The sequence below is a fragment of the uncultured Sphingomonas sp. genome (genome assembly GCF_964237335.1).
GTDB lineage: Bacteria > Pseudomonadota > Alphaproteobacteria > Sphingomonadales > Sphingomonadaceae > Sphingomonas.
The window spans coordinates 28,758-47,042 of the sequence record NZ_CAXSHM010000027.1 but is presented as its reverse complement, the minus strand read 5'-3'; the positions used below and the strand labels follow the sequence as shown (position 1 = coordinate 47,042).

21 protein-coding genes are annotated in these 18,285 nt (G+C 66.5%); 3 read left to right on the top strand and 18 right to left on the bottom strand.

What is annotated here, in order from left to right; all coding sequences use genetic code 11:
- Nucleotides 1-258: 258 nt before the first annotated feature.
- The 12 genes from lpdA to ACFE65_RS13090 all read right to left on the bottom strand — a co-directional run bounded on the left by lpdA (nucleotide 259) and on the right by ACFE65_RS13090 (nucleotide 12,474).
- Nucleotides 259-1,671 (bottom strand): dihydrolipoyl dehydrogenase, encoded by a 1,413-nt coding sequence (lpdA, locus tag ACFE65_RS13145; RefSeq protein ID WP_375382818.1) that lies wholly within the window; start codon nucleotides 1,669-1,671, stop codon nucleotides 259-261.
- 8 nt (nucleotides 1,672-1,679) lie between these two features.
- Nucleotides 1,680-2,036, bottom strand: a complete 357-nt coding sequence (locus ACFE65_RS13140; protein ID WP_375382817.1) for a DUF5615 family PIN-like protein — start codon at nucleotides 2,034-2,036, stop codon at nucleotides 1,680-1,682.
- Between the two features lie 3 nt (nucleotides 2,037-2,039).
- The gene (locus ACFE65_RS13135) at nucleotides 2,040-2,276 is read right to left on the bottom strand and encodes a DUF433 domain-containing protein (RefSeq protein WP_375382816.1); all 237 of its coding nucleotides are present in this window, start codon (nucleotides 2,274-2,276) and stop codon (nucleotides 2,040-2,042) included.
- Nucleotides 2,277-2,301: 25 nt separating this feature from the next.
- Nucleotides 2,302-3,564 (bottom strand): 2-oxoglutarate dehydrogenase complex dihydrolipoyllysine-residue succinyltransferase, encoded by a 1,263-nt coding sequence (odhB, locus tag ACFE65_RS13130; protein ID WP_375382815.1) that lies wholly within the window; start codon nucleotides 3,562-3,564, stop codon nucleotides 2,302-2,304.
- 120 nt (nucleotides 3,565-3,684) lie between these two features.
- On the bottom strand, nucleotides 3,685-6,618 hold the full coding sequence (locus ACFE65_RS13125) for a 2-oxoglutarate dehydrogenase E1 component (RefSeq protein WP_375382814.1): 2,934 nt from the start codon (nucleotides 6,616-6,618) through the stop codon (nucleotides 3,685-3,687).
- A gap of 146 nt (nucleotides 6,619-6,764) precedes the next feature.
- Entirely contained in the window at nucleotides 6,765-7,649 is an 885-nt protein-coding gene (sucD, locus tag ACFE65_RS13120; RefSeq protein ID WP_375382813.1) for a succinate--CoA ligase subunit alpha, read from the bottom strand.
- 25 nt (nucleotides 7,650-7,674) lie between these two features.
- The gene (locus ACFE65_RS13115) at nucleotides 7,675-8,160 is read right to left on the bottom strand and encodes a DUF29 domain-containing protein (protein ID WP_375382812.1); all 486 of its coding nucleotides are present in this window, start codon (nucleotides 8,158-8,160) and stop codon (nucleotides 7,675-7,677) included.
- 5 nt (nucleotides 8,161-8,165) lie between these two features.
- Nucleotides 8,166-9,128 carry a malate dehydrogenase gene (mdh, locus tag ACFE65_RS13110; RefSeq protein WP_375382811.1) on the bottom strand — a complete coding sequence of 321 codons (963 nt, stop codon included), beginning with the start codon at nucleotides 9,126-9,128 and terminating at the stop codon, nucleotides 8,166-8,168.
- Between the two features lie 122 nt (nucleotides 9,129-9,250).
- Nucleotides 9,251-10,372 carry a cell division protein ZapE gene (gene zapE / locus ACFE65_RS13105; protein ID WP_375382810.1) on the bottom strand — a complete coding sequence of 374 codons (1,122 nt, stop codon included), beginning with the start codon at nucleotides 10,370-10,372 and terminating at the stop codon, nucleotides 9,251-9,253.
- A gap of 150 nt (nucleotides 10,373-10,522) precedes the next feature.
- Entirely contained in the window at nucleotides 10,523-10,963 is a 441-nt protein-coding gene (locus tag ACFE65_RS13100; protein WP_375382809.1) for a PaaI family thioesterase, read from the bottom strand.
- 79 nt (nucleotides 10,964-11,042) lie between these two features.
- On the bottom strand, nucleotides 11,043-11,825 hold the full coding sequence (locus ACFE65_RS13095; RefSeq protein WP_375382808.1) for a succinate dehydrogenase iron-sulfur subunit: 783 nt from the start codon (nucleotides 11,823-11,825) through the stop codon (nucleotides 11,043-11,045).
- A gap of 82 nt (nucleotides 11,826-11,907) precedes the next feature.
- Nucleotides 11,908-12,474, bottom strand: coding sequence for a Uma2 family endonuclease (locus tag ACFE65_RS13090; protein WP_375382807.1), 567 nt, complete (start codon nucleotides 12,472-12,474; stop codon nucleotides 11,908-11,910).
- 139 nt (nucleotides 12,475-12,613) lie between these two features.
- On the opposite strand from ACFE65_RS13090, the gene ACFE65_RS13085 reads away from it, so the two are divergent.
- Nucleotides 12,614-13,666, top strand: coding sequence for an SDR family oxidoreductase (locus ACFE65_RS13085; protein ID WP_375382806.1), 1,053 nt, complete (start codon nucleotides 12,614-12,616; stop codon nucleotides 13,664-13,666).
- A 17-nt stretch (nucleotides 13,667-13,683) separates the two neighbouring features.
- On the opposite strand, the gene ACFE65_RS13080 is transcribed toward ACFE65_RS13085, so the two are convergent.
- Complete coding sequence (locus tag ACFE65_RS13080; protein WP_375382805.1) at nucleotides 13,684-14,541, bottom strand: glycoside hydrolase; 858 nt, start codon at nucleotides 14,539-14,541, stop codon at nucleotides 13,684-13,686.
- A gap of 19 nt (nucleotides 14,542-14,560) precedes the next feature.
- Between ACFE65_RS13080 and ACFE65_RS13075 the strand changes: the two genes are divergently transcribed.
- Together ACFE65_RS13075 and ACFE65_RS13070 are read left to right on the top strand one after the other, a co-directional pair.
- A complete protein-coding gene (locus ACFE65_RS13075; protein WP_375382804.1) occupies nucleotides 14,561-14,818 on the top strand; it encodes a hypothetical protein in 258 nt (85 codons plus the stop codon).
- Nucleotides 14,815-15,132, top strand: a complete 318-nt coding sequence (locus tag ACFE65_RS13070) for a type II toxin-antitoxin system PemK/MazF family toxin (RefSeq protein ID WP_375382803.1) — start codon at nucleotides 14,815-14,817, stop codon at nucleotides 15,130-15,132. Before ACFE65_RS13075 ends, ACFE65_RS13070 begins: the two co-directional genes overlap by 4 nt.
- A 21-nt stretch (nucleotides 15,133-15,153) precedes the next feature.
- On the opposite strand, the gene ACFE65_RS13065 is transcribed toward ACFE65_RS13070, so the two are convergent.
- Genes ACFE65_RS13065 through sdhC form a run of 5 tightly spaced genes read right to left on the bottom strand, consistent with a single transcriptional unit; the run spans nucleotide 15,154 to nucleotide 18,223 of the window.
- Complete coding sequence (locus ACFE65_RS13065) at nucleotides 15,154-15,351, bottom strand: type II toxin-antitoxin system HicA family toxin (protein ID WP_375382820.1); 198 nt, start codon at nucleotides 15,349-15,351, stop codon at nucleotides 15,154-15,156.
- Nucleotides 15,351-15,596, bottom strand: a complete 246-nt coding sequence (locus ACFE65_RS13060; RefSeq protein ID WP_375382802.1) for a DUF1902 domain-containing protein — start codon at nucleotides 15,594-15,596, stop codon at nucleotides 15,351-15,353. The genes ACFE65_RS13065 and ACFE65_RS13060 overlap by 1 nt, the downstream gene beginning before the upstream one ends.
- 19 nt (nucleotides 15,597-15,615) lie before the next feature.
- Complete coding sequence (gene sdhA / locus ACFE65_RS13055; RefSeq protein ID WP_375382801.1) at nucleotides 15,616-17,418, bottom strand: succinate dehydrogenase flavoprotein subunit; 1,803 nt, start codon at nucleotides 17,416-17,418, stop codon at nucleotides 15,616-15,618.
- Nucleotides 17,418-17,801, bottom strand: coding sequence for a succinate dehydrogenase, hydrophobic membrane anchor protein (sdhD, locus tag ACFE65_RS13050; protein ID WP_375382800.1), 384 nt, complete (start codon nucleotides 17,799-17,801; stop codon nucleotides 17,418-17,420). The genes sdhA and sdhD overlap by 1 nt, the downstream gene beginning before the upstream one ends.
- Complete coding sequence (gene sdhC / locus ACFE65_RS13045) at nucleotides 17,801-18,223, bottom strand: succinate dehydrogenase, cytochrome b556 subunit (protein WP_375382799.1); 423 nt, start codon at nucleotides 18,221-18,223, stop codon at nucleotides 17,801-17,803. Before sdhC ends, sdhD begins: the two co-directional genes overlap by 1 nt.
- Nucleotides 18,224-18,285: the final 62 nt, after the last annotated feature.

Here is an 18,285-nt window from a genome sequence, read left to right as displayed (position 1 = left end):
ACCCGGGTCATTTCTCGATGAAAACTCCGGGTCAACTCTCAGTGCAAATCAACACTTCGTCGTCACCCCGGACCTGATCCGGGGTCCCGCTTACGTCGACTACGAAAGAAGAAACGTGCGCTGGTCAGTTCTGGGGCGACCGGAGGACGGACAGACCTGCCGTCATGGGAGTAAATCCCATGACCTCGAACGCGGCTTTCCGCCGCGTCGGCCGGCCTGGCCGCTTCGCGGCGCAGCCTTGGCTGCGCCGGCGGCGGCTCAGGCGTGTATCGCCTTCCCCTGTACCGCCATCGCCGCTTCCTTGATCGCCTCCGCGTGCGTCGGGTGCGCGTGGCAGGTGTAGGCGATGTCCTCGCTCGTCGCGCCGAACTCCATCGCGATCGCAGCTTCCGCGATCAGCGTGCCCGCGAGGCTGGAGACGATCCACACCCCCAGCACGCGATCGGACTTGGCGTCGGCGATCACCTTCACGAAGCCGTCGGTGTCGCGGTTGGTCTTGGCGCGGCTGTTGGCGGCGAAGGGGAACTTGCCGACCTTGATCTCGCCCCCGTTCTTCTGCGCATGGGCGGCGGCGACCTCCTCGCTTAGGCCGACGCCGGCGATCTCGGGCATGGTGTAGACCACCGACGGGATGACTGCCTCGCTGACGATGCCGGTATGGCCGGCGATGTTCTCCGCCACCGCGACGCCCTCGTCCTCCGCCTTGTGCGCGAGCATCAGGCCGGGGATCGCGTCGCCGATCGCCCATACGCCCGGCACCGTTGTGCGGAACGAGTGGTCGGTCTCGAGCTGGCCGCGTGCGTTGAGCGCCAGGCCGATCGCCTCAAGGTTCAACCCGTCGACGTTCGCGCGCCGGCCGATTGCGACCAGCACCGCGTCGGCGGACAGCGTCTCGGGCTCGCCACCCGCAGCCGGCTCGACGGTCACCGTCGCGCGGCCGTCGGCCACCTCGACGCCCGTCACCTTGGTCGACAGGCGGAGGTCCATGCCCTGCTTCTTGAACAGCCGCGCGCTCTCCTTGCGCACCTCGCCGTCGAAGCCGGGCAGGATCTGGTCGACATATTCAACCACCGTCACCTTGGCGCCCAGCCGCCGCCAGACGCTGCCGAGCTCCAGACCGATGACGCCGCCGCCGATCACCACCAGATGCTCGGGAACCTTGGGCAACGCGAGCGCGCCGGTGGAATCGACCACCACCTGCTGGTCGACCGTGACTCCGCCCAACGGCGTCACCGACGAGCCGGTGGCGATGACGATGTCCTTCGCGGTGACGGTATTTCCCGCTACCTCGACGGTGTGCGGGTCCTTGAACCTCGCGAGGCCCTTCAGCCACGTCACCTTGTTCTTCTTGAACAGGAACTCAACGCCGCCGGTCAGCTCCTTCACCGCCTTGGCCTTCTCGGCGTGCATCTGGTCGAGGTTGAGCGTCACGCCCGTAAAATCGATGCCGAACTTGGTCAGGTGCCCGCCCTTGGCCTCCTCGTAGATCTCGCTGGCGTGGAGCAGCGCCTTGGACGGGATGCACCCGACGTTGAGGCACGTGCCCCCCAGCGTCTCGCGGCTCTCCGCACAGGCGGTGCGGAGGCCGAGCTGCGCCGCCCGGATCGCTGCGACATAGCCACCCGGGCCGGCGCCGATCACGAGGACGTCATAATCGAAAGTGTCAGCCATTTTTCTTCCTAGACAAGCGGCATCGAGCGGACGGTACCCGGCTCGATCACGACGAAGCGAGAGATGGGGTCGATTGCGCCTGTACGAAATAGCGTCAGGAACAGGTCGCCGACTAACGCGGCGTGTTGAGGACGGCTCTGCATATATACGACGCCGGAGGGTGCAGGCTGTCCTTCCCGGAAGATCATGCGGCTATAGTCCTGGTCGAACGTGACGCGCACCCGGTCTTCGTGCCGGGCCTGCGCCATGATGTCTGGATCGAGAGCGCTTGGCGTACTTTCGGCAACGGCGAAACGATCATGCCCGAGTTCGCGCAATGTGATTACCACGACGAAGGGAACGTTTTCGTCGATCAGAAAGCGCATCGCTCACGCGGCCTGCGTTACCGGTGAGTAAAGCTGCGCTGACGCGATCTCACGGGGAAAAGCGAACACCGCCTTTAACGCATCCGCGGTCAGACGGGGGTAATTGTCGAACAGCTCGGCCTCGGACCAGCCGGCAACGAGCCAATCGAGGACGATCTCGACAGTGATGCGCGTGCCGCGGATCACGGGCTTGCCCCCCATGACTTCTGAGTCCGAATGTATGTGCTCGCGCCAGTCCATCTCCGTTGCTCCCACTGTCACGTCCCTACAGATCGATCAAAATCCGCGTCGGGTCCTCGATAGCATTCTTGAGCGCGACCAGGAACGTCACCGCCTCGCGACCGTCGATGATGCGGTGGTCGTAGGACAGCGCCAGGTACATCATCGGCCGCGCCATGATCTGGCCCTTCACCACCACGGGCCGTTCCTCGATCCGGTGGAGGCCCAGCACCGCCGACTGCGGCGGGTTGATGATCGGGGTCGACATCAGGCTGCCGAACACGCCGCCGTTCGAGATGGTGAAGGTGCCGCCGCGCATCTCGTCCATCTTGAGCGTGCCGTCCTTGGCACGGCGGCCGAAGTCGCCGATCGTCTTCTCGATACCCGCGACCGACAGCTTGTCGGCGTCGCGGATTACCGGTACCACCAGGCCATTGGGGGCGGAGACCGCGACCGACACGTCGGCGTAATCGCGATAGACGACCTCGTCGCCCTCGATCGAGGCGTTGACGCTCGGCACGTCCTTCAGCGCCATGCATGCGGCCTTCACGAAGAAGCCCATGAAGCCCAGCCGGACGCCATGCTTCTTCTCGAACAGGTCCTTGTACTTGGCGCGCGCCTCCATCACCGCGCCCATGTCCACGTCGTTGAACGTCGTGAGCATCGCGGCGGTGTTCTGCGCCTCCTTCAGCCGCTTGGCGATCGTCTGGCGCAGGCGCGTCATGCGGACGCGCTCCTCGTTGCGGCCCGCACCGGTCGGAGCAGGCATGGGCGCAGACGAGGGTGCGGGAGCCGGAGCCGCCGGCACCTCGGCCGGCCGCGCACTGGCGGCGGCCGTGACGTCTTCCTTGGTCAGCCGCCCGTCGCGGCCCGTCCCCTTCACCGTCGCGGGATCGACGCCATGCTCGAGCACGGCGCGACGCACCGACGGCGAGAGCGCGGCGGCTGAGTCACCGGCGGCGGGCGCTTCATCGCGCAGGCGGGGCTGCTCGGCCGTCGCAGGCGCGCCGCCCCTGTCGCCGCCGGATGTGACGGCGGGCTGCGGCGCGGCCTGCTGTGCCGGGGCGCCGGCACCCGCGTCGATGGTGGCGATCATCGCGCCGACCTCGACGGTGTCGCCCACCTTCACCGCATGCTGGCCCATCGTGCCCGCGACCGGCGACGGTACCTCGACCGACACCTTGTCGGTCTCCAGGCTCGCGATCGGCTCGTCGGCCTTCACGGGGTCGCCCGGCTGCTTGAGCCATTCCCCGAGCGTGGCTTCGGTAATCGATTCGCCCAGCACGGGGACAAGAACTTCGGTAGCCATCTGCTTACTCCCTGACCCCAATTACCGTTCAGGCTGAGCTTGTCGAAGCCCTGCCCTTGCCTCTCGAAGAAAGGCAGCCCTTCGACAAGCTCAGGGTGAACGAAAGAACGGGATTTCCATCTATGATTTTTGCGTACGCCGGATCTCGCCGCGCACGCTCTGCCCCAGTGCGTCGGCGACGAGCGCCGATTGTTCGAGCTGGTGCCGCTTCATCAGCCCCGTCGCGGGCGAGGCCGCGGCCGCCCGGCCGGCATAGCGAGGCCGCTTGGGCCCGACACCCGACGTGACCATCGCCGCCTCGACATAAGGCTCCGCGACAGCCCAATATCCCTGGTTGCGGGGTTCTTCCTGCGCCCAGACGACCTCCTCCAGCGCAGGCATCCGCGCGAGACGCGCCGCCAGCGCGTCGCCGGGAAAAGGATAAAGCTGCTCGACGCGCACGATCTGCGTCGTCGTGTCGCCCGCCGCGTCGCGTGCCTCGATCAGGTCGTACGCCACCTTGCCGGTGCAGAGCACGACGCGCTTGGTCGTCGCGTCGGCGGGCGCCGACGGGTCCGACAAGAGGCGCCGGAAATGGCTGTCCCCGCAGAACTCCGCCGCCGTGCTGACCGCCATCTTGTGGCGGAGCAGCGACTTGGGCGTCATCACGATCAGCGGCTTGCGGAAGCCGCGGTGCATCTGCCGGCGCAGGAGGTGGAAGTAATTGGCTGGCGTGGTGCAGTTGGCGACCTGCATGTTGTCCTGCGCACACAATTGCAGGAACCGCTCGGGCCGGGCGGACGAGTGCTCCGGGCCCTGCCCCTCGTATCCGTGCGGCAGCAGCATAACGAGCCCGTTGGCGCGCAGCCACTTGGCCTCGCCCGACGCGATGAACTGGTCGATCATGATCTGCGCGCCGTTGACGAAATCGCCGAACTGCGCCTCCCACAACACCAATGTCTTGGGGTCGGCGAGCGCATAGCCGTATTCGAAGCCGAGCACGCCATATTCGCTCAACGGCGAGTCCAGCACCTCGAAACGGCCGTGCTCCACCGTCTGGAGTGGCACGTACTTATGCTCGTCGCTCTGGTCGACCCACACGGCATGGCGCTGGCTGAACGTGCCCCGGCCGGAGTCCTGCCCCGAGAGGCGGACGCCATAGCCTTCCGACAGCAGCGACCCGAACGCCAGCGCCTCGCCGGTCGCCCAGTCGAACCCCTGCCCTGTCTTGAACATCTGCGCCTTGGCCTCGAGCACCCGGCCGAGCGTCTTGTGTATGGTCAGGCCTTCGGGCACGCCGGTCAGTGTGCGGCCGAGCGCATCGAACAGCTTGGGCTCGATCCCCGTCTCGACGTTGCGGCGTGCGGTCTCCGCATCCGCCGGCGCATGGAGGCCCGACCAGCGGCCCGCGAACCAATCCGCACGGTTCGCCTTGTAGGTCGCGCCGGCCTCGAACTCGCCTTCCAGCCGCGTGACATACTGGTTGACGTTGTCGTCGATCCACGTCTGATCGACCACGCCTTCCGCGATCAGCCGGCGGCCATAGACCTCGCTGACCGGGGGGTGCTGGCGAATGCGGCCGTACATCAGCGGCTGGGTGAAGCTCGGCTCGTCGCCCTCGTTGTGGCCGAAGCGGCGATAGCACCACATGTCGATCACGATGTCGCGGTGGAACTTCTGCCGGAACTCCATCGCCATCTTGGTCGCGAACGTCACGGCCTCGGGATCGTCGCCGTTGACGTGGAAGATCGGCGCCTGGACGCCCTTGGCGACGTCCGACGAATAGGGTGACGAGCGCGCGAACTGCGGGCTGGTCGTGAAGCCGATCTGGTTGTTGATGATGAAGTGGACGCAGCCGCCTGTATTATAGCCGCGGATGCCGGAGAAGCCGAGACACTCCCAGACGATCCCCTGCCCCGCCATCGCCGCGTCGCCATGGATCAGCACAGGCAGCGAGCGGCTATGCTCGGTCAGGTCGCCGGCGATCGTCTGGATCGCCCGCGTCTTGCCCAGCACCACCGGATCGGCGGCCTCCAGGTGCGACGGATTGGCGACCAGGCTCATATGGACGTGGTGGCCGTCGAACTCGCGATCGGTGCTGGTGCCGAGGTGGTATTTGACGTCGCCCGAGCCCCCGATGTCGTCAGGGTTGGACGATCCGCCGGCGAACTCGTGAAAGATGACGCGCAGCGGCTTGGCCATCACGTTGGCGAGCACGTTCAGCCGGCCGCGATGCGCCATGCCGAACACGATCTCGTCGATGCCCATCTGGCCACCGTATTTGATGACGCTTTCGAGCGCGGGGATCATGCTCTCGCCGCCGTCGAGGCCGAAGCGCTTGGTGCCGACGTATTTGCGGCCCAGGAACTTCTCCCACTGCTCGGCCTCGATCACCTTGTTGAGGATCGCCTTCTTGCCGAGCGGGGTGAAATCGACCGCCTTGTCCTGGCCTTCCATCCGCTCTTGAAGGAAGCGGCGCTCCTCCACGTCGACGATGTGCATGAACTCCAGCCCGACCGCGCCGCAGTAATTGGCGCGCAGGATGTCGACCAGCTCGCGGATCGTCGCCCACTCCAGCCCCATCGTGCCGCCGAGATACACGGGACGGTCGATGTCGGCGTTGGAGAAGCCGTGATACTCGGTCTTGAGGTCCGCCGGCATCTCGTTCTTGACGAGGCCGAGCGGATCGAGCTGCGCCGCCAGATGCCCGCGCACGCGATAGGTGCGGATCAGGAGCTGCGCGCGGATCGAGTCCGCCGCGGCGCGGATGATGTCCGCCTGGGACGGTGCGGGAGCGGCGGCGGCCGGAGCGGGCTTGGCCCCACCCTTAACAGGCTTGGGTGCCGGCTCCATCTGCGTCGGGTCGAGCGCGGCGGTCAGGTCATCGGTGGTCGACGGCGGCCAGGCGGCGTTGGTCCAGCTCGGGCGGCTCGGCCCCTCCAGCCCCTCGAACAGCCCACGCCACTGCGGCTCGACGCTGTCGGGCGACGCCTTGTACCGGGCGTACAACGCATCCACGAACGCCGGGCTGACGCCGCCCGCGATATCGCCGAAATCCTGACCTTCGTAGCCCATCGTTTGTTCCTTTCCCTTCTCCCTTTGGAAGAAGGAGGGGCCCGCCCGCGCCAGCGGGTGGAAAGATGAGGGCGACGGTTTTATTACCCTCACCCTTCCGCGGCTTGCGCCGCTCTCTCCCTCTCCCACCGGGAGAGGGAGACCGATCAACCCTTCAGCACCTCCAGCAGTGTCGATCCCAGTTCGCTGGGGCTCGCCGCCACCTTGATGCCCGCCGCTTCCATCGCGGCGATCTTGTCCTCGGCGCCGCCCTGGCCGCCCGAGACGATCGCCCCGGCATGGCCCATCCGGCGCCCGGGAGGCGCGGTGCGGCCGGCGATGAAGCCTGCCATCGGCTTGGTGCGTCCACGCTTCGCCTCGTCGCGCAGGAACTGCGCCGCCTCCTCCTCCGCCGAGCCGCCGATTTCGCCGATCATGATGATCGACTGGGTGGCGTCGTCGGCCAGGAACAACTCGAGCACATCGATGAAGTTGGTGCCGTTGACCGGATCGCCGCCGATGCCGACGGCGGTCGTCTGCCCCAGTCCTGCATTCGACGTCTGGAACACCGCCTCATACGTCAGCGTGCCCGAGCGCGAGACGACGCCGACGCTACCCTTCTTGAAGATGCTGCCGGGCATGATGCCGATCTTGCATTCGCCCGGCGTCAGCACGCCCGGGCAGTTCGGCCCGATCAGCCGCGACTTGCTGCCGCTGAGCGCGCGCTTGACCTTCACCATGTCGAGCACCGGAATACCCTCGGTGATCGTCACGATCAACGGCACCTGCGCATCGATCGCTTCGAGGATCGAGTCGGCCGCAAAGGGCGGCGGAACGTAGATCACGGACGCGCTGGCGCCGGTCTTGCTCACCGCCTCGGCGACGGTGTTGTACACCGGCAGCCCGAGATGCTCGGTGCCGCCTTTGCCGGGCGTGACTCCACCCACCATCTGCGTACCGTATTCCAGCGCCGCTTTGGTATGGAAGCTGCCGGTCTCCCCGGTCATGCCTTGCGTGATGACCTTGGTGTTGCGGTCGACGAGAATGCTCATACTGAAGCCGTGCTCCGGTTAATGGTCAGTTCGGCCAAGGCCGGTCGGGATTTAGATCGTGCAGACGGTTCATTATCTCGTCCCAACTGTACGGGCAGGACTGCGGCAGTCGATACGCCGGCACCCCGGTTTCATCATTCACCGCCTCGGGCATGCCGATATAAGCGAGCTCGACAGCCTCGACTATCCGGAGTTTGAAACTGGGGTTGTCGACAAGCAACTTGGCCGCCGAGCGACGCTGATCCCGTATCGATTTTCGCCAGCTAGTGCCGCGAAGCTCGGGCTGGAAGTCCCACTTCAACATATGGAAGATGATGAGTTCGATCGAACTGGCGAACGCCCGGAACTCGCTGCGACCCACGCTCTCCACCTCATCCACCAGATGTTCGATGTCGAGTTCGTCAAAGCGGCGGGCACGCAGCAACGCCGCCTGTGCACCAAGCCAAGCCGCGAAATCCTCCTCATAGGCCGGATAGTTCCGGCGCAGCTCAGAGGGATCGCGCTCGGCCATCGTGCCTACGCCAGGCTCTCGTCGATGCCTTTGCAGGCCTCCAGCAGTTCTTTCACCGCGTCCACGCTGACCTTCAGATTGGCCTTCGCCTCGTCGTCCAGCGCGATCTCGATGATCTGCTCGACGCCGCCCGCGCCGATCACCACGGGTACGCCGACGTACAGGCCGTCCAGCCCATACTGGCCCTCGATGTAGGCTGCGGCGGGGAGGACGCGCTTCTGATCGTACAGATACGCCTCCGCCATAGCGATGCCGCTGGTCGCCGGCGCATAATAGGCGGAACCGGTCTTGAGTAGCGCGACGATCTCGCCGCCGCCGCCGCGAGTGCGCTTGACGATCGCGTCGATCTTGTCCTGCGTCGTGCGACCCATCTTGATGAGGTCGGGCACCGGGATGCCGGCGACCGTCGAATATTGCACCACCGGCACCATCGTGTCGCCATGGCCGCCGAGCACGAAGGTCGACACGTCCTTGACCGACACCTTGAACTCGTCGGCGATGAAGTGGCTGAAACGCGCCGAGTCCAATACGCCCGCCATGCCGACGACCTTGTGCGTCGGCAGCCCCGAAAACTCGCGCAACGCCCACACCATCGCGTCGAGCGGGTTGGTGATGCAGATCACGAAGGCATCGGGGGCGTTGGCCTTGATGCCCTCGCCCACCGCCTTCATTACCTTGAGGTTGATGCCCAGCAGGTCGTCGCGGCTCATGCCCGGCTTGCGGGCGACGCCGGCGGTGACGATGATGACGTCCGCGCCGGCGATGTCGGCGTAGTCGTTCGAGCCGGTGATCGTCGCGTCGAAGCCCTCCACCGGCCCGCACTGCGACAGATCGAGCGCCTTGCCCTGCGGCACGCCCTCCGCCACGTCGAACAGGACGATGTCGCCCAGACCCTTCAAAGCGGCCAGATGCGCAAGCGTGCCGCCGATGTTGCCGGCGCCGATCAGCGCGATCTTGTTGCGGGACATCCCAATCTCCGGTTGCGCGCGCCATCACCATCCGCGGCGCCCTAGTCGCGCGGCGGCTTAGGCGGTCGAAACAGGCAGAGCAACCCAAATCGTGATCTAATGCACTTGCGAACCGATAGCAACTAACTGCCGTGGCTGGCGTCCAGGTAGGCATCGGAGCGCATCTCCTCCAGCCGGCTCGCCGTCCGCTGGAACTCGAACGCGCCATCGCCGGCGACATAGAGCTGGTCCGGATCGGCATCCGCGGCCGCGAGGAGTTTGACCTTGTACTCGTACAGCTGGTCGACGAGCGCGACGAACCGGGCGGCCTCGTTGCGATTGTCCGGCCCGAGCCGGGGTATGCCGACCAGGATCACGGTGTGGAAGGTGCGCGCGACGGCAAGATAGTCGGGCGTCCCCCGTGCCTCTCCACACAATTTCCTGAACGAGAACACTGCCACGCCTTTCAGCGCACGCGGGACGCGCAGGGTGCGGCCGGCGCTGACCTGCAGCGTGAACGACGGGACGTGCGCGGCGTCCTCGACCGGGTGGTCGGTCAGCCGGAAGAACGCGGCCGACAGGTCGGCGGTCGCCATCGCACCGTTCGGCACGAGCCACGTTTCCTGGCTGCCGAGCCGGTCGCGGCGATGATCGACGGGGCCATTGAGGGCGAGCACGTCCATGCGCGCCTCGATCAGCGCGATGAACGGCAGGAAATGCTCGCGGTTGAGGCCGTTGCGATAGAGATCGACGGGCGGACGGTTGGACGTCGTCACCACCGTCACCCCACCCTCGATCACCTGCGTGAACAACCGCGAGAGGATCATCGCGTCGGGCGAGTTGGTGACCATCATCTCGTCGAAGGCCAGCAGCCGCGTCTCGGCGGCGATCGCGGCGGCGACGGGCGGGATCGGATCGCCGGCTTCGCCAGCCTCCTTCGGCCGCGCGCGCTCGGCGGCGAGACGTGCGTGGACCTCCAGCATGAAGGCGCCGAAATGGACGCGGCGCTTGGCCGCGATGCCGACGTTGACGAAGAACAGGTCCATCAGCATCGACTTGCCGCGACCGACGCCACCCCACAGGTAGGCGCCTCGGACCGGCTCGGGCCGCCGCCGTGACAGACGGGCCAGCAAGCCGACACGGGACGGTTGCTCCAGCCGCGTCGCCAGCGCGTCCAGCAACCGCGCCGCCTCCGCCTGTTCGGGATCGGCGTGCAACTCGCCCGAGGCGACGAGCGCATCATAGGCAGCCAGGACGTCAGGCATTCAACGCCCCCCTGCTACCAAACCCGTTCAGGCTAAGCCTGTCGAAGCGCTGCCCTTGTTCGGACTGGACATAGAAGAAACAAGCCAGTCCTTCGACAAGCTCAGGACGAACGGAGGTGAAGGGCACAAGACAGGAGAAAGACGGAGGGATCACGGCGCCATTTTCTTCAGCGTTCCGGTGAAGCTCGCGACCACCGGCTCATGCTCCTGGACGATCAGGCCGCGCAGGAACAGCATCCGACCCGTTTCGCGCAACAGCTCCACCCGCGCCTCCAGTGGCTCGCCGATCCGGCCGGCTCCGATGAATTGCGCCGACAGGTCGAGCGTCACGGCGCTCTCGGTCAATGCACCCAGCCCGCGGGACGCGGCGAACAGGGCGACGTCCATGAAGCCCAACAGAGCGCCACCATGCACCGCCTCCCGCATGTTGGAGTGCCGGCGCTCCGGCGTCATCCGGACGCGCGCGGTGCCGTCCTCGATGCGGACATGGATCGGCTCGATGAACGCATTGTAGCGGGTGGCATCGCGAAACTGCCATCGTTTCCACCCAGGTTCCGCGGGATCGTCGTCATAGAGAAAAGCGTCACCCATCCAGTCCTGATACCCCTGCCCAAGCAGAGGTCCAGTCCCGACGTTGCGCTAACATCCTGCCCGCGTGGGCGCGATCGCCTCAGACGACCCGCTCGGCTTCCAGCTTCTTGGTCTCGGCGATGGCCTTGGCGGGGTTCAGGCCCTTGGGGCAGGTGTTGGCGCAGTTCATGATCGTGTGGCAGCGATACAGGCGGAACGGATCCTCCAGCGCATCGAGCCGCTCGCCCGTCATCTCGTCGCGGCTGTCGGCCAGCCAGCGATACGCCTGGAGCAGGATCGCCGGACCCAGGAACTTGTCCGAGTTCCACCAGTAGCTTGGGCAAGACGTCGAGCAGCAGGCGCACAGGATGCACTCGTACAGCCCGTCGAGTTTCGCACGATCGGCCGGCGACTGCAGCCGCTCCTTGCCCGAGGGCGGCGGCGTCACCGTCTGAAGCCACGGCTTGATCGAGGCGTATTGCGCGTAAAAATGCTTGAAGTCGGGGACGAGGTCCTTGATGACCTCCATATGCGGCAACGGCGTGATCTTCACCGTGCCCTTGATGTCTTCGATCGCGGTCGTGCAGGCGAGGCCATTGCGCCCGTCGATGTTCATCGAGCACGATCCGCAGATACCCTCACGGCACGACCGACGGAAGGTGAGCGTGCTGTCCTGCTCCGACTTCATCTTGATGAGCGCGTCGAGCACCATCGGGCCGCAGCTATCCAGATCGACCTGGAACGTGTCATAGCGCGGGTTGGCGCCGCTGTCGGGATCGTAGCGATAAACCTGAAACGACTTCAGCCGGGTCGCCGTCGGCGCCGCCGCATGCGCCTCACCCTTCTTGACGACGCTGTTCTTGGGTAGGCGAAACTCGGCCATCAGGCGCTCCTATGCTGTGATTACAGCTATGTCCTCCGCCGTCGGGGCGCAAGCCTTGCGGGCCTGCCGCAAAAAGCTTGTGTCAATCGCGCGCAAAAATCTCGTCATGGGGCATGGTGACGTTCAGCGACGGCAGGTCGAGCGCCGCGGGGCCGACGAAGACCGCGTCGTTCCACGATTGCGGTCCGGAGCGCTGGAGGACGCGCAGCCGCTCGGTTTCCGGATCGACCAGCACGATCGTCTCGACGGTGGGCAGCGAGCGGTATTCGTCCAGCTTGACCCCGGCGTCCTTGCCACGGGTCGAAGGGGACAGCACTTCCACGATGATCCGTGGCGCATGAAGAAACTCGTCCCCGCCCGCGTCGCCAAGCGCGCCGCAATCGACCGTCACGTCCGGATAGCGCACCGACATGTCATGGCTGCGCACCTTCATGTCGGAGCCATATGGCCGGCAGCCCGTTCCGCGGAGCGCATTGCCCAGGAACCGCATGAAATTGCCCTGGATGCGCGCATGATCCCTGGTCCCGCCGGCCATCATCACGATGACCCCGCGATCGAGCTCGGCCTTGAGCTCCGCGCCGAAGTCGATCTGGAGGAACTCCTCCACCGTTAGGAGGCGCGGGTTGTGGGGCGCGAGCAGGCTGGCCATGCCGCCGGCATACCATGCGTCGCGGCGTCCGCGAAGATCAGATGACGTCGAGGATCACGCCCAGGTCGCGTGCCTCTCCGCCGCGAAGCGGAACTTGGGCCTGCGCCCTACGCTTGGACGAGCGATCAGGAGACCTCGCATGCCCTCGCCCATTAAATCGCCGCTCAAGCCCCTGTCCGAGCAGGTCGTCGTCGTCACCGGCGCAAGCTCCGGGATCGGCCTCACCACCGCCAAGGCGTTCGCGTGGAAAGGTGCGAAGGTGCTGCTGGTCGCGCGCGGCGAGGAGGGATTGGCGCAGGCGGTGAGGGACATCCACTCCGCCAGCGGCACCGCCGCCTACCATGTCGCCGACGTCGGCGACCGGGCCGAGGTCATGGCCGCGGCGGCGCGCGCGGTCGAGCTGTACGGCCGGATCGACACCTGGGTGAACGACGCGGGGACAGCGATCTATGCCAATTTGCTGGAGACCCCGGAAGACGAGCACCAGAAACTGTTCCAGACCAACTATTTCGGCGTCGTCCACGGCTGCGAGGCCGCCGTGCCACACCTCGCGCATGGCGGCGCACTGATCACCGTCGCCTCGATTGCGGCGGACATGCCGACGCCGCTGATGGGAGCGTATGCGGCCAGCAAGCATGCGGTGAAGGCGTATGTGGAGACGCTGCGGATCGAGCTGGCGGCGGCGGGGTCGCCGATCTCGGTGACGATCATCAAGCCATCGGGCATCGACACGCCGATCGCGCAGCACGGCGCCAACCATGTCCGCGAGGGTGCGCCCGGAACGCCCGAGGGCGTCGGGCAGCCAGGTGCCGGCCGCATCCCGCCGCCGGTGTACGATCCCAACCTCGTCGCCGACGCGATCCTCGTCTCGGCCGTCAACCGCCGGCGCGACATCACCGTGGGAGGCGGCGGCCGCGCGCAGGTGCTGTTCGCCGAGCACTTCAAGGGCCTGTACGAGAGACTCGCGCCGATCGCCGCCAAGGGCTTCACCAACCCCGCCAAGTCACAGCGGGGTCCGGGCAACCTGTTCGCGGCCGGAACGCCGGCGACGGAGCGATCGGGCGAGCAGCCGGGTCTGCGCTCCAGCCTCTACACAAAGGCCGCCGAACATCCCCGCGCGACGGCGCTGGGCGTCGGCGCGCTGATCGGCGGCGCGGCGCTCCTGCTGTTCCGCAAGGGCGGGAAGGAATAGGTCTGCATCTGCTCCCGTTAACAGACTTCCGCGGTATTCGCCGGCAACGGACCGCGCGGCACGCGAAGCGGCGACTGCCACCAGCGATCGGCGGCCAGCCGGTGCCGCTCGCCATAGGCGGCGCGGAGCACCGCCGCGAGGCTCGGATCATAGGTGGTCAGGTCGTCGTGACTGAGCACGGTATGCCCGTCGAACCGCGCCACCGGTGCGTCGTCGAACCAGAACTGCGTGCCCACCGCCCAATATTCGGTGAGGGTGGTGGTCGCATATTCTCCCTTCCACAGCCCTGCCGACAACGCGTGGCGATACGCCGCCTCGACCCGCGCATAGAGCGGTTTGTCGACCGCGTGGATCGCGTCGAACACGTCGTGCGCCATCTCGTGGACGAAGATGTTCTGGCCCGCGTACCGGCTGTGCGGCAGGCCGAGCAGGTCCTCCGCCCCGCCCGACGTGAGCACGCCAGCCATCCCACGGGCGCGCGCATTCCAATATTGCCGATCGGTCAGCGCGCCGATCCGCGCGGCGTAGTGCAGTCGCTCGCAGCGTGTGAGGCGCACGTCGTTGGGCGCGGGCTTCTTCCAGTCGCGCTGTTCGGGAAGGTCGGTCGTGCTCTCGTCCTCCGCCATGAGCGCGACCCGCTGGCCACGCGCGACCAGCGCCGCAAGCAGGTCCGGGCGGGCGGCGAGCATGTCGATCGTCAGATCGCGCGCGATCTCCAGCGCCTGCGTGGGCGCACGCGCCGAGCCGACGACGGGGATGCCGGCGGCGTCGAGGCGCCGGGTGTAAAAGGAGTCGAGCGTCGGCGAAGGCAACGCGGCCGAGGTGAGCACCACGGCCGCGGCGATCAGCGAGTTGTACATTGTGCTTACGGGCATAGGACGCTATGTGTCGCCTATGCAGACCACGCTACGCAAGATGGGCAATTCAGTGGGCATGATCGTCCCCAGCGCGCTGCTGAAGGAACTCGGCGCGAGCGTGGGCACGACGATGGACGTGCGTGTGGAGGCTGGCGCCGTCGTGGCGACGCCGCAGCGGCGGGTTCGTGAAGGATGGGAAGAGGACGCCGCCCGCATCGCCGCCGAGCCACTGACCGAAGAAGAACGCGACTGGCTCGCGTTCGGCAACGAAGGTGATGACGAGCTCGTCTGGTGAAGCGCGGCGACATCTGGCTCTGCATGCTCGACCCGACCGTCGGTAGCGAGATACGGAAGACGCGACCCTGCCTGATCGTCTCACCCGATCTGCTGAACGGGCGATTGCATACCGTGATCGTCGCTCCGCTGACTAGCGGTGGTCGGCCCTCGCGATTTCGGGTGGCCGTGACTTTCCAGAACGTACTTGGCCTGATCCTTCCCGATCAACTCCGCACGCTGGACAAGGCGCGGCTGGTGAAACGGCTCGGGCGGGTGGATGCGGAGGTGCTTGACGGGACGCTGGCGGTGCTAGGGGAGATGTTCAGGGATTGATGACCCTAGCGGCCCCGTTCGTCAGAACACAGGCTTGATCCCTGCCTGCTTCAGCGTTCCATTGGCGGTGAACCGGCTCCGGGTACCCGCATCGACCGTCACGTTGAGGCCGGTGATCGGACTGAACCAGATTTCATGATCGCCCTTGCCGTTCCTGACAAAGCGGCAACCGTGATCGAGCAGAATGCGCTTCAGGTCCCGTCCGTAACTGGCGCCCATCAAGCGGCGACCGGTACGGTGCTTTCGTGGAACGCCACCAGCCGCAAGGCGTGCGGGCCGTTGCGACGCTCCGGCGCCAGATGCTCGGCATTGTCGGCGATCAGTTCGGGCATGACCGCCACCGCGCGGTCGCGCAGATGCTCGAGCGTATCCCCCTCCGTCACCAGCCCCGGCACATCGCAATCGAGCGTGTACCAGACCCGGGCATCCGGATCGTAGGCGGCGTGGAGGGTCCAGAGGGTCACGGGGCAGTCCCGGTGACCATCAATACACCCGCTTCTTCGGCTTGATGTATTCAACATCGTCGGTCAGCGTGTAGTCGTGGACCGGACGGGAGCCGATCTCCACCTTGCCGCCCACGCCGCCCCAGCCCGCGAACGTGGCCGTGGAGTGCTTCATCCATTCGGCGTCGTTGCGGTCGGGATAGTCTTCGTTGACATGCGCGCCGCGGCTTTCGGTGCGGCTGGCGGCGCTCTCCATCGTCACGACCGACTGGGCGACAAGATTGTCGAGTTCCAGCGTCTCGACCAGATCCGTGTTCCAGATCAGCGAGCGGTCCTTGATGCCCACATCGCCGATCCGGCGATAGATGTCCGCGATCTTGGTCTGCCCCTCGGCCAGCAACGCGTTGTCGCGGAACACCGCGCAATGCTTCTGCATCGTGCGCTGCATGTCGAGGCGGATGCCCGCCGTCGGTGCGCTGCCGTCCGCATGACGGAACTTGTCCAGGCGGCCCAGCGCCAGCTCTTCCGAGCCCTTAGGCAGCGGGTTGTGCGACGTGTTGAGCTTCAGCGTGTCCTTCAGCCGCAACCCCGTCGCCCGGCCGAACACGACCAGGTCGATCAGGCTGTTAGAGCCCAGCCGGTTCGCGCCGTGGACGGACACGCACGCCGCCTCGCCCACCGCGAACAGGCCGGGGACGATCGCGTCGGGATCACCGTCCTTCAGATGGACGACCTCGCCGTGATAGTTGGTCGGGATGCCACCCATGTTGTAGTGGACGGTCGGCGTCACCGGCAGCGGCTGGCGCGTCAGGTCGACGCCGGCGAAGATCTTGCCCGTCTCGGTGATGCCGGGCAGCCGCTCGTGCAGCACCTTGGGATCGATATGGTCGAGGTGGAGCCAGATGTGGTCGCCGTTGTCGCCCACGCCGCGGCCCTCGCGCATCTCCAGCGCCATCGACCGCGAGACGACGTCGCGCGACGCCAGGTCCTTGGCGGACGGGGCATAGCGCTCCATGAACCGCTCGCCCTCGGAGTTGGTCAGATACCCGCCCTCGCCGCGCGCGCCCTCGGTGATGAGGACGCCGGCGCCGTAGATGCCGGTCGGGTGGAACTGGACGAACTCCATGTCCTGCAACGGCAGGCCGGCGCGCAGCACCATCGCATTGCCGTCGCCGGTACAGGTATGCGCCGAGGTCGCGGAGAAATAGCAACGCCCGTAGCCGCCGGTCGCCAGCACCACCGAATGCGCACGGAACCGGTGGATCGCGCCCGTCTCCATGCACAGCGCGATCACGCCGCGGCAGACACCGTTCTCCATGATGAGGTCGAGCGCGAAATACTCGACGTAGAAGTCGGCGTCGTACTTCAGGCTCTGCTGGTACAGCGAGTGCAGCATCGCGTGGCCGGTCCGGTCGGCGGCGGCGGCGGTGCGCTGGACGGGGGGACCCTCGCCCATGTTCTGCATGTGGCCGCCGAACGGGCGCTGATAGATGGTGCCGTCGTCGTTGCGGCTGAACGGCACGCCGGCATGTTCCAGCTCATACACCGCCGCCGGCGCCTCGCGCACCATATACTCGATCGCGTCCTGGTCGCCGAGCCAGTCGGAGCCCTTGACCGTATCGTACATGTGCCACGACCAATGGTCCGGCGAGTTGTTGCCGAGGCTCGCCGCGATGCCGCCCTGCGCCGCGACCGTGTGGCTGCGCGTCGGGAACACCTTGGTGATGCAGGCGGTCTTCAGGCCCGCTTCCGCGCTGCCCATGGTGGCGCGCAGGCCCGATCCGCCGGCGCCGACGACGACGACGTCATAGGTATGGTCGATGATCTGATAAGCGGCGGGCATCAGGCGGCACTTCCAAAAGCGATGCGCAGGATGGCGAAGATCGCGATCCCGGCGACAAGGGCGGTATAGGCGTTGAGCAGGACCGTGAGCACCACGCGGCTTTCCGCATGGGCATAGTCCTCGATCACCACCTGGAGCCCGAGACGAAGATGGTAGACCACCGACGCGATTAGAAGCCCCATCGGCACCGCGACCCAGGCCGAATGCACCCAGTCATGGATCGGCGCGAAGCCGAATGCCGGCATGCGCGCGAGCGAGAACATCAGCCACGCCATCAGGAACAGGTTGGACCCCGCCGTCAGCCGCTGGCGCCACCAGTGGTGCGTGCCCTCGTGACTGGAGCCCAGGCCGCGCACGCGGCCGAGTTCGGTTCCGGTACCCATCAGCGCAGCCCCATCCACAGCCAGAAGATCAGCGTCAGCACGACGGCCGCGACCATCGTCGCGAGAGCGCCCTGCTTGTTGCGGCGCAGCTCGTAACCGGCGCCCGTATCCAGCACGAGGTGGCGGATGCCGCCCATCATGTGCTGGAACAGGCTGAGCGTCAGGCCGATCCCGACCACCCAGCCGATGATGTTGAGCCGCCCGGTCGACGTCGTGAATATGTCCACGAACCGGGCATAGGCCGCCGGACCCGACGCGATCGCCGCCAGCCACCAGGTGAGCAGCGGCACGCCGACGAGCGCCATTCCCGTTCCCGTCGCGCGGTGCAGGATCGACACCAGCATGTGCGGACCCCAGCGATAGATGCCGAGGTGCGGGGACAGCGGGCGCGCATGCACCGGCGTAGCAAGGGGACTGGCCAAGGAGTTGCTTCCTGCAGGATCGATGGCCACGATCCTTTACGCACGAGTCCGGGGGATGCAAG

Coding starts and splice junctions, on each gene's coding strand:
- lpdA (WP_375382818.1), bottom strand. CDS start 1,671: ATGGCTGACACTTTCGATTATGACGTCCTCGTGATCGGCGCCGGCCCG.
- ACFE65_RS13140 (WP_375382817.1), bottom strand. CDS start 2,036: ATGCGCTTTCTGATCGACGAAAACGTTCCCTTCGTCGTGGTAATCACA.
- ACFE65_RS13135 (WP_375382816.1), bottom strand. CDS start 2,276: ATGGACTGGCGCGAGCACATACATTCGGACTCAGAAGTCATGGGGGGC.
- odhB (WP_375382815.1), bottom strand. CDS start 3,564: ATGGCTACCGAAGTTCTTGTCCCCGTGCTGGGCGAATCGATTACCGAA.
- ACFE65_RS13125 (WP_375382814.1), bottom strand. CDS start 6,618: ATGGGCTACGAAGGTCAGGATTTCGGCGATATCGCGGGCGGCGTCAGC.
- sucD (WP_375382813.1), bottom strand. CDS start 7,649: ATGAGCATTCTCGTCGACCGCAACACCAAGGTCATCACGCAAGGCATG.
- ACFE65_RS13115 (WP_375382812.1), bottom strand. CDS start 8,160: ATGGCCGAGCGCGATCCCTCTGAGCTGCGCCGGAACTATCCGGCCTAT.
- mdh (WP_375382811.1), bottom strand. CDS start 9,128: ATGTCCCGCAACAAGATCGCGCTGATCGGCGCCGGCAACATCGGCGGC.
- zapE (WP_375382810.1), bottom strand. CDS start 10,372: ATGCCTGACGTCCTGGCTGCCTATGATGCGCTCGTCGCCTCGGGCGAG.
- ACFE65_RS13100 (WP_375382809.1), bottom strand. CDS start 10,963: ATGGGTGACGCTTTTCTCTATGACGACGATCCCGCGGAACCTGGGTGG.
- ACFE65_RS13095 (WP_375382808.1), bottom strand. CDS start 11,825: ATGGCCGAGTTTCGCCTACCCAAGAACAGCGTCGTCAAGAAGGGTGAG.
- ACFE65_RS13090 (WP_375382807.1), bottom strand. CDS start 12,474: ATGGCCAGCCTGCTCGCGCCCCACAACCCGCGCCTCCTAACGGTGGAG.
- ACFE65_RS13085 (WP_375382806.1), top strand. CDS start 12,614: ATGCCCTCGCCCATTAAATCGCCGCTCAAGCCCCTGTCCGAGCAGGTC.
- ACFE65_RS13080 (WP_375382805.1), bottom strand. CDS start 14,541: ATGCCCGTAAGCACAATGTACAACTCGCTGATCGCCGCGGCCGTGGTG.
- ACFE65_RS13075 (WP_375382804.1), top strand. CDS start 14,561: ATGCAGACCACGCTACGCAAGATGGGCAATTCAGTGGGCATGATCGTC.
- ACFE65_RS13065 (WP_375382820.1), bottom strand. CDS start 15,351: ATGGGCGCCAGTTACGGACGGGACCTGAAGCGCATTCTGCTCGATCAC.
- sdhA (WP_375382801.1), bottom strand. CDS start 17,418: ATGCCCGCCGCTTATCAGATCATCGACCATACCTATGACGTCGTCGTC.
- sdhD (WP_375382800.1), bottom strand. CDS start 17,801: ATGGGTACCGGAACCGAACTCGGCCGCGTGCGCGGCCTGGGCTCCAGT.